Origin of the sequence: Chromobacterium sp. Beijing (assembly GCF_021496765.1) — a bacterium.
Classification (GTDB): domain Bacteria; phylum Pseudomonadota; class Gammaproteobacteria; order Burkholderiales; family Chromobacteriaceae; genus Chromobacterium.
On record NZ_CP053750.1, the window covers coordinates 4984742 to 4999888 of the forward strand.

The 15147-nt window shown below is 61.6% G+C and carries 15 protein-coding genes, 1 tRNA gene and 1 pseudogene; 15 read left to right on the forward strand and 2 right to left on the reverse strand.

Features of this window, described 5'->3' with window-relative positions:
• Positions 1 to 90: 90 nt before the first annotated feature.
• Genes HQN78_RS23300 through HQN78_RS23315 form a run of 4 tightly spaced genes read left to right on the forward strand, consistent with a single transcriptional unit; the run spans position 91 to position 2670 of the window.
• Entirely contained in the window at positions 91 to 435 is a 345-nt protein-coding gene (locus HQN78_RS23300; RefSeq protein ID WP_107800540.1) for a PadR family transcriptional regulator, read from the forward strand.
• Entirely contained in the window at positions 432 to 1520 is a 1089-nt protein-coding gene (locus HQN78_RS23305) for a DUF1700 domain-containing protein (RefSeq protein WP_235086650.1), read from the forward strand. The genes HQN78_RS23300 and HQN78_RS23305 overlap by 4 nt, the downstream gene beginning before the upstream one ends.
• A gap of 35 nt (positions 1521 to 1555) precedes the next feature.
• A complete protein-coding gene (locus HQN78_RS23310) occupies positions 1556 to 1846 on the forward strand; it encodes a hypothetical protein (protein WP_146176709.1) in 291 nt (96 codons plus the stop codon).
• 56 nt (positions 1847 to 1902) lie between these two features.
• Entirely contained in the window at positions 1903 to 2670 is a 768-nt protein-coding gene (locus HQN78_RS23315; protein ID WP_227104896.1) for a hypothetical protein, read from the forward strand.
• A 59-nt stretch (positions 2671 to 2729) separates the two neighbouring features.
• Here the strand turns inward: HQN78_RS23315 and HQN78_RS23320 are convergent, their stop codons facing one another.
• Positions 2730 to 3278 (reverse strand): adenine phosphoribosyltransferase, encoded by a 549-nt coding sequence (locus HQN78_RS23320; RefSeq protein ID WP_019103866.1) that lies wholly within the window; start codon positions 3276 to 3278, stop codon positions 2730 to 2732.
• A gap of 103 nt (positions 3279 to 3381) precedes the next feature.
• Positions 3382 to 4680: an NCS2 family permease gene (locus HQN78_RS23325; RefSeq protein WP_107800536.1), complete on the reverse strand. Its 1299-nt coding sequence runs from the start codon at positions 4678 to 4680 to the stop codon at positions 3382 to 3384.
• A 163-nt stretch (positions 4681 to 4843) separates the two neighbouring features.
• Between HQN78_RS23325 and gmk the strand changes: the two genes are divergently transcribed.
• The 11 genes and pseudogenes from gmk to HQN78_RS23380 all read left to right on the forward strand — a co-directional run bounded on the left by gmk (position 4844) and on the right by HQN78_RS23380 (position 15061).
• Complete coding sequence (gene gmk / locus HQN78_RS23330; protein ID WP_235086653.1) at positions 4844 to 5470, forward strand: guanylate kinase; 627 nt, start codon at positions 4844 to 4846, stop codon at positions 5468 to 5470.
• A 118-nt stretch (positions 5471 to 5588) separates the two neighbouring features.
• Entirely contained in the window at positions 5589 to 5795 is a 207-nt protein-coding gene (gene rpoZ / locus HQN78_RS23335; RefSeq protein ID WP_019103869.1) for a DNA-directed RNA polymerase subunit omega, read from the forward strand.
• Positions 5796 to 5815: 20 nt separating this feature from the next.
• Positions 5816 to 7972: a bifunctional (p)ppGpp synthetase/guanosine-3',5'-bis(diphosphate) 3'-pyrophosphohydrolase gene (locus tag HQN78_RS23340; RefSeq protein WP_107800534.1), complete on the forward strand. Its 2157-nt coding sequence runs from the start codon at positions 5816 to 5818 to the stop codon at positions 7970 to 7972.
• Between the two features lies 1 nt (position 7973).
• Positions 7974 to 8177: a sulfur carrier protein ThiS gene (gene thiS, locus HQN78_RS23345; RefSeq protein ID WP_255701199.1), complete on the forward strand. Its 204-nt coding sequence runs from the start codon at positions 7974 to 7976 to the stop codon at positions 8175 to 8177.
• 26 nt (positions 8178 to 8203) lie between these two features.
• Positions 8204 to 8998, forward strand: a complete 795-nt coding sequence (locus HQN78_RS23350) for a thiazole synthase (protein ID WP_199225925.1) — start codon at positions 8204 to 8206, stop codon at positions 8996 to 8998.
• 129 nt (positions 8999 to 9127) lie between these two features.
• Complete coding sequence (gene rpsU / locus HQN78_RS23355; RefSeq protein ID WP_039756346.1) at positions 9128 to 9340, forward strand: 30S ribosomal protein S21; 213 nt, start codon at positions 9128 to 9130, stop codon at positions 9338 to 9340.
• A gap of 189 nt (positions 9341 to 9529) precedes the next feature.
• The gene (locus HQN78_RS23360; RefSeq protein WP_107800531.1) at positions 9530 to 9976 is read left to right on the forward strand and encodes a GatB/YqeY domain-containing protein; all 447 of its coding nucleotides are present in this window, start codon (positions 9530 to 9532) and stop codon (positions 9974 to 9976) included.
• A 45-nt stretch (positions 9977 to 10021) separates the two neighbouring features.
• Positions 10022 to 11805 (forward strand): annotated as a pseudogene (gene dnaG, locus HQN78_RS23365) (DNA primase).
• Positions 11806 to 11970: 165 nt separating this feature from the next.
• Complete coding sequence (rpoD, locus tag HQN78_RS23370; RefSeq protein WP_107800529.1) at positions 11971 to 13902, forward strand: RNA polymerase sigma factor RpoD; 1932 nt, start codon at positions 11971 to 11973, stop codon at positions 13900 to 13902.
• A 111-nt stretch (positions 13903 to 14013) separates the two neighbouring features.
• Positions 14014 to 14091: transfer RNA gene (locus HQN78_RS23375), tRNA-Ile, on the forward strand.
• A 268-nt stretch (positions 14092 to 14359) separates the two neighbouring features.
• A complete protein-coding gene (locus HQN78_RS23380; protein WP_107800528.1) occupies positions 14360 to 15061 on the forward strand; it encodes an FCD domain-containing protein in 702 nt (233 codons plus the stop codon).
• Positions 15062 to 15147 lie beyond the last annotated feature (86 nt).

Sequence of the window (15147 nt, forward strand, 5' to 3'; positions counted from 1 at the left end):
CACAAGCAGATTGATGCCTTGGTCCGTCTAACTATCTTGCAATGCAAGGTAGTTGGGTGGAAAGAACCGGGCCGTTTCAAGGAAGGCAAGATGAAAACCCAGTTGAAGAAGGGGACCCTGGACATGTGCGTATTGGCGGTATTGGCCCAGTCCGACAGCTATGCCTACGAATTGGTCAGCACTTTGTCGCGCACGATGGAAATCAGCGAAGGGACGATCTATCCGTTGATGCGCAGGCTGCAGAACGAATCCTGGGTCAGCACCTATCTGGTGGAGTCGGCGTCCGGGCCGTCGCGTAAATATTACACGCTGACCGAGGCGGGCAAACGGGAGTTGGAATTGATGCGGCGCGAGTGGCAGGAATTCGTCAGCGAAGTGGACAGCGTGCTGAGCCGCCTGCCGGCGGCCGGCCAGCCGGGAGAACAACAAGCATGAACCGCAAAGCGTTTTTAGCGCAATTGGAACAGGCCCTGGCGGGGATGCCGGCCGAGGAAATCCGTGAAATCGTCGCCGACTACCAAGAGTACTTCAGCGACGCGCAAGAAGCCGGCCGCGACGAGGACGAGGTGGTCGCCGCCCTGGGCAGCCCGCAGAAGCTGGCCAAGGAACTGAAGGCGCAGGCGCATTACCGCCAATGGGAAAGCCATCGTTCCTTCGGCAATTTGATGAGGGTGGTGGCTTCGGTCGCCGGCCTGGGCGTGCTGAACTTCTTCCTGGCGCTGCCCTTCATGATCTACCTGCTATGCCTGTCCATAGGCTATATGGTGTCCGGCAGCCTGTTGATCGCCGGCGTGGCGCTGGTGGCGGCCTGGGGCGGCAACAGCCTGTTCGGCTGGCCGGAACTGGAGCCCAGCCTGTCGCCCGAGAACGGCAAGATCGAGTTCAAGCTTCAAGCCGATGGGGAGCCGGTCCACGGCGTGAGCCTGAAGCAGGGGAGGCTGTTGCTGACGCTGGAGGAGGATGAAACCGCCAGCCTGAAGTTGCGTAGCGGAGAGCCGGTCAGGGTCAGCTACGACGGCGGCGAGTTGAAAGTGGACGCCAGCAATCCGGCGGCGCGGCAAACGATCAAACACGAGAGCGAACGCTCCGTCAGCCTGGAGCGCGGCCAGCTGAGCGCGCTGACGCTGGTTTCGGACGGAGGCGACAGCATGGTGCTGGCGCAGGATGGGGATGGCCGTTCGCTGCGTTGGCGGATGATCTCGGCGCAGGCCTCCGCCGCCGTCGGCGAAGCCGGAGAAGCCGGCGATCTGGTGTTGAACGACGGCGAGAGCTCGCTGGTGATCAAGGATAACCGGCTGTCGCTGAAGGACGGCAAGGACCATATCGAGATCGACGGCATTCCGGGCTTGTCGCTGCAGGGGTCGGCGGCGGTCAGCGGTCTGGTGCTGTTATTGGTTGGCGGATTGGGGCTGGTGTTCTGCGTATGGCTGACGCGGCTGACCTGGCGCGGGCTGGTGCGTTACGTCCGTTATCAGATCGATTTGGTGGCGGGCAGGGGCTTGGGCGGCAACGCGGTGTGAGGAGTGGTGTTTTTGACCGGACTTGGGAGAGAAACATGAAACACGATGCATGCATTCAACAATTGCAGCTGACCATGGAGCGCTTGCCCGAAGCCGAGCTGCGCAAGATTCTCAGCGACTATCGCGAATACATTCGCGAGGCGGTGGCCGATCAGCGCAATGAGAGCCGCCTGATCGCCGCGTGGGCGGATTCGCGACGGACCGTTTCGATTCTTGCGCGCAAAGGCTCGCTGAGCGCTCAGTGGGCGCGCTTGGCCCGCCACGCGGTGGGCGGGATGGCGGCCGCTTGCGGCGTGATCGCGATGTACTGGTTGTTCATGCAGTGAGGAAAACTACCGCCGCCGGCCAAGGCGGCGGCTTCTACTTGGGAAAGGGGTGCGTGATGAGGCGTGGGATAGTGCGCTTGCTGGCATTGACGGGGCTGATGGGCGGTGGAGCGGCTTATGCGGCGGAAGCGCCGATTGAAAAGCTGGTGATCAACGGCGACGCGGCCGTGCTCAAGCTGAGCGCGGACGACAAGCGGCCGTATCAGCTGGACCTGAACAAAAGTAATTGGGACGCCAAGCAGTGCAGCGCCCTGGTGCGGCGCGCAGGCGGCGTGGTCACGATCACGGTCAAGCTCAACGACAAGCTGTTGGGCAGCAGTTGCGGGTTGGAGATCGCCGGCAATCTGAAGCCGGGCAAACAGGTGGAATTGGGGCTGGCTGCGGTCAAGGGGTCGATCCGCGGCGCGTATTCGGCGATCCGGGTGGACAGCCGGGCGGTGGATCTAACGCTGGACGGCAAAGCCGCCAGCCTGTCCATGTCCGCCGACGCGATCAGGGCGCAGGCCAAGGGCGCTTACGACAAGCTGGCGCTCAAGGGGCAGGCGCTGACCTTGGGTTTCGAAGGCAGCAGCCGCGACATGGTTTTTGACGGCCAGGCGGTGAAGGCGAAGGTGAAGCTGACCGACGCCAAGCCCAGCGGCTCCTTGTCGCTGGACGCCACCACCGGCAAGTTGTCGCTGACGCTGCCCAAGTCCGCAACGCTGCAATACGAGGTGCGCGGCACGGCGGCCTCGGTGGACAGCAAGCTGCCCAGCACCGCCGGCGCGCCGCTGAAGCTGAGTGCGCGCGGGCAGGCGCTGAAAGTGGCGGTGGAGGCGGATTAAGACGCGGCCAAACAAAAACGGAGCCCGAGGGCTCCGTTCGCTTGGCCGACGAATCCGGCTCAGTAAGCGCAGACGGTGAACAACTCCAGGCCGCCGTCGCGCACCAGCTTGCCGCCGCCCAGTTCGGGCAGTTCGATGATGGCGGCGGCTTCCAGTACGTCGGCGCCCATGCGCTTCAGCAGCTTGTAGCCAGCCATCATGGTGCCGCCGGTGGCGACCAGATCGTCAATCAGGATGACGCGGTCGCCCGGCTTGCAGGCGTCGGTGTGCATTTCCACCGCGGCGTTGCCGTATTCCAGCTCGTACTCCTCCTCCACCGTGGTGAAGGGCAGCTTGCCGCGTTTGCGGATGGGCACGAAGCCTACGTTCAACTCGTAAGCCAGCACCGAACCGATGATGAAGCCGCGCGCGTCCAGGCCCGCCACCAGGTCCACTTTCTCCATCATGTAACGATGCACATAGATGTCGATCAGCATGCGGAAGGTTTTGGGGTTCTGCAGCAGCGGGGTGATATCGCGGAACATCACGCCTTGTTGCGGCCAGTTGGGCACAGTGCGGATCCAGCCTTTCAGATAGCTGGAGTAGTCGAGATTGCTAAGGTTTTCCATGGCCTTATTGTACTTCGAAATAAAGAGAGTCGCCGCGCGCCCCACAAGAAAAAGCCCGCCGCGCAGCGCGGCAGGCTAGGAGTCCGCATCAATTATTGACGTTTCAGTGGAAGAAAGCCAGCTTGAAGATCCACAGCGCGGCGATCACCAGTACCGGCGGCTTCAGGTCGGAGAAACGGCCGGCCAGAATCTTGATCACCGCGTAGCTGATGAAGCCGAAGGCGATGCCGTCGGCGATGGAGAAGGTGAAGGGCATCGCCAGCGCGGTCATCACCGCCGGCGCGGATTCGGTCAGATCGCTCCAGTCGATCTCGGCCAGGCCGCGCGCCATCAGCACCGCCACATAGCACAGCGCGGGCGCGGTGGCGTAGGCGGGCACGGTGGCGGCCAGCGGCGACAGCCACAGCGAGGCCAGGAACAGCAGCGCCACCACCATGGCGGTCAGGCCGGTGCGGCCGCCCACGGCGGTGCCGGCGGCGGACTCGACATAGGCGGTGGTGGACGAAGTGCCCATTACCGCGCCGGCGGTGATCGCCACCGAGTCGGCCAGCAGCGCGCGCTTCAGGCGCGGCAGCTTGCCGTCCTTGTCCAGCAGGCCGGCGCGGTGAGACACGCCCACCAGGGTGCCGGTGGTGTCGAACAGGTCGACGAAGAAGAAGACGAAGATCACGCCGATCAGGCCGGCTTGCAAGGCGCCTGCGATATCCATCTGCATGAAGGTGGGCGCCATGCTCGGCACCGGCGCCACCACGCCCTTGAACGGAGACAGGCCCATGGCGATGGACAGCACCGTCACCACCAGAATGCCGATGATGATGGAGCCCGGCACCTTGCGGTATTCCAGCGCCACGATCAGGAAGAAGCCCAGAATGGCCAGCAGGGTGGTGGGCTTGTGGATGTCGCCCAGGGTCAGATAGGTTTCCGGATGCGGCGCGATCACGCCGGCGTTCTTCAGCGCGATGATGGCGAGGAACATGCCGACGCCGGCGGAAATGGCGAATTTCAGCGACTGCGGGATGGCGTTGACGATGGCCTCGCGCACGCGGAACAGGCTGACCGCCAGGAACACGATGCCGGAGATGAACACCGCGCCCAGCGCGGTTTCCCAGGACAGCCCCATGCCCTTGACCACGCTGAAAGTGAAGTAGGCGTTCAAGCCCATGCCCGGCGCCAGCGCGATAGGGTAATTGGCCACCAGGCCCATGATGGCGGTGCCCAGCGCCGCGGCCAGACAGGTGGCGACGAAGACGGCGTTCAGGTCCATGCCGGTGCTCGACAGGATCAGCGGGTTGACCAGGATGATGTAAGCCATGGTCAAGAAGGTGGTAAAGCCGGCGATGACTTCGGTCTTCACCGTGGTGCCGTTTTCTTTCAGCTTGAAGAAGCTGTCAAGGAATTGCATGGCGAAACGCGCTCCAAAGGAGATAGGTAGGAAAAAAACCAGCCATTTTATTCAGCCTGAAGAGATTTACCTAAATCTTGACGTGAAAATAACTTGGCGATTAACAGCCGGTACGCGCTTATGGTATTCTGGAGAATTACTCATTTGGCAGGAAGTACCTTTCATGAGCCAGCCAACCGGTAATATTTTTATCGTGGTCGCTCCTTCCGGCGCGGGGAAAACCTCGCTAGTGGCGGCCTTGCTCCAGGCGGAGCCGTCTGTGGAACTGTCCATTTCTTATAGCACGCGCGCGCCGCGCAAGGGCGAAGAGGACGGCAAGCATTACCACTTCGTCGATCAGGCCGCGTTCAAGTCCATGATCGAACGCGGCGATTTCCTCGAGTACGCGGAAGTCTACGGCAACTACTACGGCACCAGCGCGCCGTGGATACGCAGCCGCCTGGCCGTGGGGCAGGACATTCTGCTGGAGATAGACTGGCAGGGCGCCGAGCAAGTGCGCAAGGCCTTCCCCGAGGCGATAGGCATTTTCATCGCGCCGCCGTCGATAGAAGAGCTGGAGCGCCGCCTGCGCGGACGCGCCACCGACAGCGAGGAAGTGATCCGCCGCCGGCTGGCTTCCGCCCGCGCCGAGATCGACAAGATCGCCGAATACGACTACATCGTGGTCAACGACGATTTCGAGCGCGCCCGCCTCGATCTGATCAGCGTCGTGCGCGCCAATCGGCTGCGCAGCGCCATCCAATGCCGCAAGCTGGCGACGATGCTGGCGCGGATGGGACAGACCGGCTGATCCGACCGTTTGTTGGTGAGTCGACTAAAATTTAGATATAGTGATCCCTCTGGGCGTTGCCGCGGCCGCAAGAACGGCGACCGACAACGCCCTTGGCAACTTTGAAGAAAGAAAGCACATGGCCCGTATTACTGTTGACGATTGCCTGGACCGCATCCAGAACCGTTTCGACCTGACCCTGGCCGCCGCCTACCGCGCGCGCCAAGTGGCTTCCGGCGCCAGCCCCTTCGTTGAAGCCGGCCGCCATAAGCCCACCGTCGTCGCGCTGCGCGAAATCGCCGCCGGCCACGTCGGCAAGGAAGTTCTGAGCCGCGGCAAAGCCTGATTGCAAGTGGGTGGTGGGTTATGGCAACCGGCATTGAGGATGAAATCGACTACGACGCCCTGATCGACAGCGAAGCGCAAGCGTTTTTCGAGTCTGTCGCGCGTTATCTCAAGCCGGAGGACGTCCAGCTGTTGCGGCAGGCTTTCGAAGTCAGCCGTGCGGCGCACGAAGGGCAGACCCGCAAGAGCGGCGAACCCTATATCACCCACCCGCTGGCGGTGGCCTGCATGTTGGCCGAGTGGCGGTTGGACGTGCAGGGCCTCGCCGCCGCCTTGCTGCACGATGTGCTGGAAGACACCGGCGTCACCAAACCGACGCTGATCGAAAAGTTCGGCAAGATCATCGCCGATCTGGTGGACGGCCTCTCCAAGCTGGAGCGGCTGGAATACCAGACCAAGGAAACCGCGCAGGCGGAAAGCTTCCGCAAAATGGTGCTGGCGATGGCGCGCGACATCCGCGTCATCATCGTCAAGCTGGCGGACCGGCTGCACAATATGCGCACGCTGGATTCGATGCGCGAGGACAAGCGCCGCCGCATCGCGCTGGAAACTTTGGAAATCTACGCGCCGATCGCCAACCGCATCGGCCTGAACAAGGTTTACCGCGAACTCCAGGACTTGGCGTTCAAGCATCTGCACCCGCATCGCTACGGCGTGTTGTCCAAGGCGGTGCGCGCCGCGCGTGGCAATCGCCGCGAAGTGGTCACCAAGATCTTGCAATCCGTCAGCCAGAAGCTGGTGCAGAGCAATATCGAAGCCACCATCAAGGGGCGAGAGAAAAACCTCTACAGCATCTACAAGAAAATGCAGGAAAAACACCTGTCGTTTTCCGAGGTGCTGGACATCTACGGCTTCCGCGTCGTCGTCAACGACATTCCCGGCTGTTACCTGGCCCTGGGCGCGCTGCACAGCCTGTACAAGCCGATTCCCGGCAAATTCAAGGATTACATCGCCATTCCCAAGGGCAATGGCTATCAGAGTCTGCACACCACCTTGTTCGGCCCCTACGGCACGCCGGTGGAGATGCAGATCCGCACCCGCGAAATGAACAGCGTGGCCGAGGCCGGCGTGGCCTCGCACTGGATGTACAAGAGCGGCGACGGCGTCAACACCGCGCAGCAGCGCACCCACCAGTGGCTGCAAAAAATCATGGACATGCAGGAGGAGAGCGACGATCCGGTCGAATTCCTCGAGCACATCAAGATCGACCTGTTCCCGGACGAAGTCTACGTGTTCACGCCCAAGGGCAAGATCATGGTGATGCCGCAGGGCGCGACCCCGGTGGACTTCGCCTACGCGGTGCATACCGACATCGGGCACCGCTGCATCGCCGCGCGCGTCAATCACGCGCTGGTGCCGCTGCGCACCGTGCTGCGCAACGGCGACACCGTGGAAATCATCACCTCCACCCAGGCCAAGCCCAATCCGTCCTGGCTGACCTTCGTGCAGAGCGGCCGCGCGCGTTCCGGCATCCGCAATTACCTGAAGAGTTTGCAGCAGGAAGAAGCGGTCGGCCTGGGCGAGAAGCTGCTCAAGCAGGCGATAGGCGCGCTGGCGGTGACGCCGCTGGCCTTGAGCGAGGAGCTGTGGGTGGAGTATCTGGCCGCTTTCGGCGAGAAGCTCGCCTCGCAGCAGGACGTGCTGGCCGACATCGGCGCCGGCAAGCTGATGCCCATCGTGGTGGCGCGCCGGCTGCTGGAGCTGGCCGGCGAGCGCTTGGGCGAGGAAGTGAAAGTGGGGCCGGTGACCATACGCGGCAATGAGGGCGGCATGGTGCAGCTGTCGCCGTGCTGCAACCCGCTGCCGGGCGACGACATTCTGGGCGTCATCACCAAGGGCCAGGGCCTGGTCATCCACCGCAAGGGCTGCCCGAACGCGCGGCGGGCGGATCACGACAAGCTGCTGGATGTCAATTGGGAAGCGCAGCGCGACCGCATGTTCGGCGTCACCGTCGGCGTGCTGTCCCGCAACGAGCGCGGCGCGCTGGCCGATATCGCCACCGCGATTTCTCAGGCCTCGGCCAATATCGAAAGCGCCGACACCCAGGACAGCAGCCGCGACGGCGACGGCCTGTTCAACATCCACTTCCGTTTGCAGGTGGAGGGCGTCGAGCATCTGGAGCGCGTGCTGAGCGCCATCCGCGTGCTGCCGGTGGTGCAGCGCGTGCAAAGGAGATGAGATGCTGAAACTCAAGATCAACGGCGAGGGCCGCGAACTGGGCGGCGTCGCCAATGTGGCCGAGCTGGTGGCGGCGCTGGGCCTTGTCGGCAAGCGAGTGGCGCTGGAAAAGAATGGCGAGATCGTGCCGCGCAGCCAGTATCCGGCCACCGGGCTGGCCGACGGCGACGAACTCGAAATCGTGGTGGCCGTCGGCGGAGGCTGAGCGGCAAAGCTGATAGAGGTGCAGGAGTGGCGGATCAACTGATCATCGCAGGCAAGGCTTACAATTCGCGTTTGCTGGTGGGAACCGGCAAGTATCGGGATTTTGAGGAAACGGCCCGGGCGCTGGACGCGTCGGGAACGGAAATCGTCACCGTCGCCATTCGTCGCGTCAACCTGGGTCAGAATGCCGGCGAACCCAATTTGCTAGACTTTTTGCCGAAAAACCGGTATAACCTTCTCCCCAATACGGCGGGGTGTTATTCCGCCGACGACGCCATTCGCACTTTGCGCCTGGCCAGAGAGCTTCTGGACGACCATCGTCTGGTCAAACTGGAAGTGCTGGGCGATCCGAATACCTTGTTCCCCAACGTCAAGGAAACCCTGAAAGCGGCCGAAGTGCTGGTGGCCGAAGGTTTCGACGTGATGGTGTACACCTCGGATGATCCCATCATCGCCCGGGAGCTGGAGCAAATGGGCTGCTGCGCCATCATGCCGCTGGCCAGCCTGATCGGCTCCGGGATGGGGATTCTGAATCCGTGGAATTTGAAGTTGATTATCGAGCAGTCCAAGGTTCCCGTTCTGGTTGACGCCGGCGTCGGCACCGCATCCGACGCGGCGATCGCGATGGAACTGGGCTGCGATGGCGTGTTGATGAACACCGCGATTGCCGCCGCGCAACAACCGGTGTTGATGGCCCACGCCATGAAACAGGCTGTAGAAGCAGGCCGATCGGCATATCTTGCCGGCCGGATGCCGAAACGTTTTTATAGTGCAGTACCTAGTTCTCCTAGTGAGGGGGTGATTTCTTCCGTCAAGCCGTGATGCGTAAAGCGCCACAGATTGCTTGGTCGGAACGCTTCAGACTTTTCCAAACCGCGTAAGATTGTTAAAATGCTGTTTTTTATAGCTCCAGCCACGTCTGGACGCTAGGAACTAAGGATACTAGATTCAATGCCGAACATTCGCGTTAAAGAGAACGAGCCGTTTGAAGTTGCAATGCGTCGCTTCAAGCGCGCGGTGGAAAAAACCGGTCTGCTGACCGAACTGCGCGCCCGCGAGTTCTACGAAAAACCGACTGCCGAGCGCAAGCGCAAGCACGCAGCTGCCGTTAAGCGCCACTACAAGCGCATCCGCAGCCAAATGCTGCCGCCGAAACTCTACTAAGAGTTCGTCTGGTCAGTAAGCAGGACCGCAGGCTTAGCCTGCGGTTTTGCCATTTGTAGTTCCCCGTTTGCAGACTCTGACGGCATGGGTTTTGAACGATTCAAAACCAATGTCATCAGGGTTTGACTCTCTCTAAAGTGCGCGCTCGCCGTCGGCGACGAGTGGCGGTCATCTTCCGGAAAGCAAGCAATGAGCCTCAAGCAGCGAATCAGCGACGACATGAAATCTGCAATGAAAGCGCGGGAAAGCGACAAGCTGGCGGCCATCCGCCTGTTGCTGGCGGCCATCAAGCAGAAGGAAGTGGACGAGCGCGTGGAGCTGGACGACGCCGGCGTGGTCGCCGTCATCGACAAGATGCTCAAGCAGCGCCGCGATTCGGTCAGCCAGTACGAGGCAGCTCAGCGTCAGGATTTGGCCGACAAGGAAAAATTCGAGATGGACGTGCTGATGGCCTATATGCCGCAGCAATTGTCCGCCGGAGAGATTGACGCGCTGGTGGCCAAGGCCGTCGCCGACAGCGGCGCCGCCGGCATGCAGGACATGGGCAAGGTGATGGGGCTGTTGCGGCCGCAATTGGCCGGCCGCGCCGATATGGCGCAGGTTTCCGCTTCCATCAAGGCCAAGCTGGCCGGCTAGCCGGCTTCGGGCCGCGTGTGCGGCCCGCGCCATCGGTGACCTTGTTTGATCCCTCAGGATTTTGTCGATCAGTTATTGTCCCGCGTCGATATCGTCGACGTGGTGGACCGTTACGTCCCCTTGAAAAAGGGCGGCCAGAACTATCTGGCCTGCTGCCCGTTTCATAAGGAAAAGTCGCCGTCGTTCACGGTGAGCCCGTCCAAGCAGTTCTATCACTGCTTTGGCTGCGGTGCTCACGGCTCGGCCATCGGCTTCGTGATGGAATACCAGGGGCTGGGCTTCGTCGACGCGGTGAAACTGCTGGCCGAAGGCATCGGCATGCAGGTGCCGGACAGCCGCGCCCACGCCAACCCGGAAGTCAGCCGCGCCGCGCGCGAGCGCAAGCTGTCGCTGGAACAAATGATGCAGATGGCGGCAGGCTACTACAAACAACAGCTGAAGTCCGCGCCCAACGCCATTTCCTATCTGAAAGGCCGGGGTTTGAGCGGCGAAGTGGCCGGCCGCTTCGGTCTTGGCTTCGCGCCGGACGGCTGGCAGAACCTGGAAGCGGTGTTTCCGGACTACCAGGACGACAAGCTGGTCGATACCGGCCTGGTCATCGTCAATGAAGAGAAGGGCCAGCGTTACGACCGCTTTCGCGATCGGGTGATGTTCCCCATCCGCAACCAGCGCGGCGCCATCATCGGCTTCGGCGGCCGGGTGATGGGCAAGGGCGAGCCCAAGTATCTGAATTCGCCGGAAACGCCCTTGTTCGAGAAGGGCCGGGAGTTGTACGGCCTCTACGAGGCGCGGCAGGCGATACGGGATAAAAACCGCGTGCTGGTGGTCGAAGGCTATATGGACGTGGTGGCGCTGGCTCAGTTCGGCGTCGCTTACGCGGTGGCCACGCTGGGCACCGCCACCACCGGCGAGCACGCGCGCAAGCTGATGCGCCACGCGGACCAGGTGTACTTCTGCTTCGACGGCGACAAGGCCGGTCAAAAAGCGGCTTGGCGCGCGCTGGAAAACAGCCTGCCGCAATTGCAGGACGGCAAGGCGCTGAACTTTCTGTTCCTGCCGCAGGAACATGATCCGGACAGCTATATCCGCGAGTTTGGCGCCGAGGCCTTTGAAAAAGTATTGGAAGAGCAGAGCCTGCCTCTGTCCGTTTACTTCACCCGCGAGCTGTGTCGCGAGGTGAACCTGACCACGCCGGAAGGCAAGGCCGATCTGATCCGTCAGGCCGCCCCCTTCTGGCGCAGATTGCCGCTCCGGCACTGGGCTTCATCATCAAGAAAAGACTGGCAGAACTTGCCGGTGTGGATGTCGACGAATTCGACATGTTGACGACGGGCCAAAGGAAGTCGGAGCGCAAAGGCAAGCGGGAGCACCGTTTGCCGGAGGTATCGCATCGTCCGCAACAGTCCTCCATGGTGACGCGCCTGATCAAATGGCTGCTGTTGAATCCTGGTTGGGCTGGCGATGTGCGCTTGCCGGACAGCATGGCGCTGTCCGACGAGCTTGCCTGTTTTGCCATGTTGGCCGAATGCGTGCAAGGGCACGACCAGCCGCCGAATACGGCGCAATTGATGGAAAGCCTGCGTGGCACTCCATATGAAGGGCTGGTGGATAGTGTTCTGCAGCAGGCCATGCAGGATCCGGATGAGTTCGCCGATCCCAGCGAGGAAGATAGGCAGCAGTTTCAGGACGGCGCGGCCAAGCTCCTGAAAATGCTGCATCAAACTCAGGTGGAGCGGCTAAAACAAAAGGACCGGAACGAAGGCCTGACTCCGGAAGAAGTCAGATTGCTAGGGGAATTGCTGCGGGATTTGCTGACGCCAAACGCTTGACGACGTCGCCGCCCCGGCAGATCGCAGAGCGGTCTGGCGTACGCGCCGGACTGCCGAAAGCGATGCCGCGGCGGTAGAAAGCGCCCCGCAGGGCTACACAAACAGCGTTATTTGCTTGTGTTATTATCAACTGTTTTTTTCGGCTTATTTCAAGCAGGAAGCGAAATGGCGGCCTCTCCCGAAAATCAAAAAGACGTGCAGGAAAACGAAACCGAAGTGATGAGTCTGGAAGAGCAGCGTAAACGCCTGCGCCAGCTGATCGCCTTGGGCAAGGAGCGTGGGTATCTGACCTACGCGGAAATCAACGACCACCTGCCGGAAGACGTGTCCGACGCAGAGCAGATCGAAAACATCGTCACGATGATTTCCGGTCTGGGCATCCAGGTTTACGACGAGGCGCCGGATGCGGACACGCTGCTGATGTCCGACGCCACCCCGCCGGTGGCCGACGAAGACGCCGTGGAAGAAGCCGAAGCGGCGCTGTCCTCGGTGGATTCCGAATTTGGCCGCACCACGGACCCGGTGCGCATGTATATGCGCGAAATGGGCTCGGTGGAGCTGCTGACCCGCGAAGGCGAGATCGAAATCGCCAAGCGGATCGAAGACGGCCTGAAGTACATGATCCAGGCGATTTCGGCTTGTCCGGGCACCATCGCCGAAGTGCTGGAGCTGGTTGAGCGCGTCGGCCGCGACGAAGTGCGCGTGGACGAAGTGGTTGACGGCTTCATCGATCTGAACGCGCCGTCCGAAGAGGACGCCGCGTTTGCCGAGCCGGCGGACGAAGACGAGTTGCTCGAAGCCGAGGCCGAAGAGGAAGACGAGAGCGAGGACGAGGACGGCGACGCCGCCGACGCCGCCGGCGTCAACCTGGAAGAGCTGAAGCAGCAGGCGCTGGAGCACTTCACCGGCGTGCGCATGTTGTTCGACAAGATGGTCAAGGTGCTGTCCGTCAAGGGCGCGCAGAGCAAGGAATACCTGGAGCTGCAGGACGCGATCACCACCGAGTTCATGCTGGTGCGCTTCTCCACCCGCCAGGTGGAAAGCCTGTGCGACTCGCTGCGCAGCCGCGTCAACGAAATCCGCACGTACGAACGCGACATCCAGGATATCTGTGTCAGCCGCGTGCGCATGGAGCGCGCCCACTTCATCAAGGTGTTCCCGGGCAACGAGACCAATCTTGACTGGGTGGAAGACGAAATCCATTCCGGCAAGGCCTGGGCGGAAGCTTTGACCCGCTTCAAATACGCGATCATCGAGAAGCAGACCAAGCTGTCCGAGCTGCAGGATCGCGCGATGCTGCCGATCAAGGCGCTGAAGGAAATCAACCGCCAGATGTCGGCGGGCGAGTCCAAGGCGCGCCGCGCCAAGAAAGAGATGATCGAGGCCAACTTGCGCCTGGTGATCTCCATCGCCAAGAAGTACACCAACCGCGGTTTGCAATTCCTTGATCTGATCCAGGAAGGCAATATCGGTTTGATGAAGGCCGTGGACAAGTTCGAATACCGCCGCGGCTACAAGTTCTCGACCTACGCCACCTGGTGGATTCGCCAGGCGATCACCCGCTCCATCGCGGACCAGGCGCGCACCATCCGCATCCCGGTGCACATGATCGAGACCATCAACAAGATGAACCGCATCAGCCGTCAGATTCTGCAGGAAACCGGCCACGAGCCGGATCCGGCCGAGTTGGCGGAAAAGATGGAGATGCCGGAAGAGAAGATTCGCAAGATCATGAAGATTTCCAAGGAGCCCATCTCCATGGAAACCCCGATAGGCGACGACGACGATTCCCATCTTGGCGATTTCATCGAGGACCAGAACAACCTGGCGCCGTCCGACGCTGCGATGTATTCCAGCCTGAAGGACGCCACCAAGGAAGTGCTGGACACGCTGACGCCGCGCGAAGCCAAGGTACTGCGCATGCGCTTCGGCATCGATATGAACACCGACCACACGCTGGAAGAAGTGGGCAAGCAGTTCGACGTGACCCGCGAGCGCATCCGCCAGATCGAAGCCAAGGCCTTGCGCAAGCTGCGTCATCCGACCCGTTCGGAACGCCTGCGCAGTTTCCTGGACAACGAGCCGGGCGGTCAGTGATCGGATCGCGATACCGGGTCTAGGCCGATGGCCTGAGCCGGATGAAAACCCCAAGCCGTCGGAATTCGACGCTTGGGGTTTTGCTTTTTGGCTGTTATAATGCGCTGCTCTGGGCCTCTAGCTCATGCTTGGTTAGAGCAGCGGACTCATAATCCGTTGGTGCGGGGTTCGACTCCCCGGGGCCCACCAAGACTCCCGCGCAGCATGCGGCGGTGCTTGGCGCATTGATATCGGAAGCCGACGCTCAAGTCGGCTTTTTTGTTGCGGCGGCCGCGCCGCCGCGGCCTCCCTATCCGCCTTTTCTTTGGGGTTTCCCCGCCCGATCTCCATGCCGGAGAGACGTAGCTTTTAGCTATTTCCTTGCTATGCCGATGGGGAAAATCAATATGCTGCGCTATTTTAAGTTACTATCTAGCGTTTCGCGCATCATTGCGCGCTCTCATGTGGAAAAGACCGAATGCCCCAGAAGGAAAAAAAGGCGGCAAGCAGCAACGCCACATTGGCCGACAAGGTATTCCAGGAGTTGCGGCGGGACATTCTGCTGGGCGTGTACCGCCCGTCGCAGAAGCTGCTATTGCATGATCTCAAGGCGCGCTACGACGCCGGCGGCTCGCCGATCCGCGAGGCGCTGCTGCGCCTGAGCTGGTGCAAATACGTGGTGATGGAGCCGCAGCGCGGCTTTTGGGTGGCGCCGATTTCCCACCATGAACTTTACGACATCCTGCTGGTGCGCCGAGTGCTGGCGGAGGAGGCGGTGCGCCGTTCTCTGGCGCAGGGCGACGAGGCGTGGGAGCTGGAGGTGTTGGCCAGCTATCACCGCTTGAGCCGGATAGATCTGAACGACGTGAATGTGGATTTGCAGGACTGGGCGGACCGCCACATGGCGTTTCACCTGGCCATCATCAGCGGCAGCCACTCGCCGGTGATTGTGGAGGTGATGGAGTCCTTGTACAACCGTTTGGAGCGCTATCGGCACATCTGGTTCGACCCGGCCTTGCCGACCTCCAAGCGCTATAGCGACGAGGGCGAGCATCAGGCCATCATGCAGGCGGTGCTGGCCAGAGACGCGGACCGGACGCTGCAATTGCTGGATCAGCATTATTCCCACGTGATGCAGGTGGTGGAAGGCCTGAGCACAGAGGCTTTTCTGCCCCGCTAGCCTATCCAGCCGGCTGCCCCGCCCATGCGCGCTTGGGCGGCCGGACGGGGCGAGCCCGGCGCTTCAGCGCCCGGGCCGTTTCACGC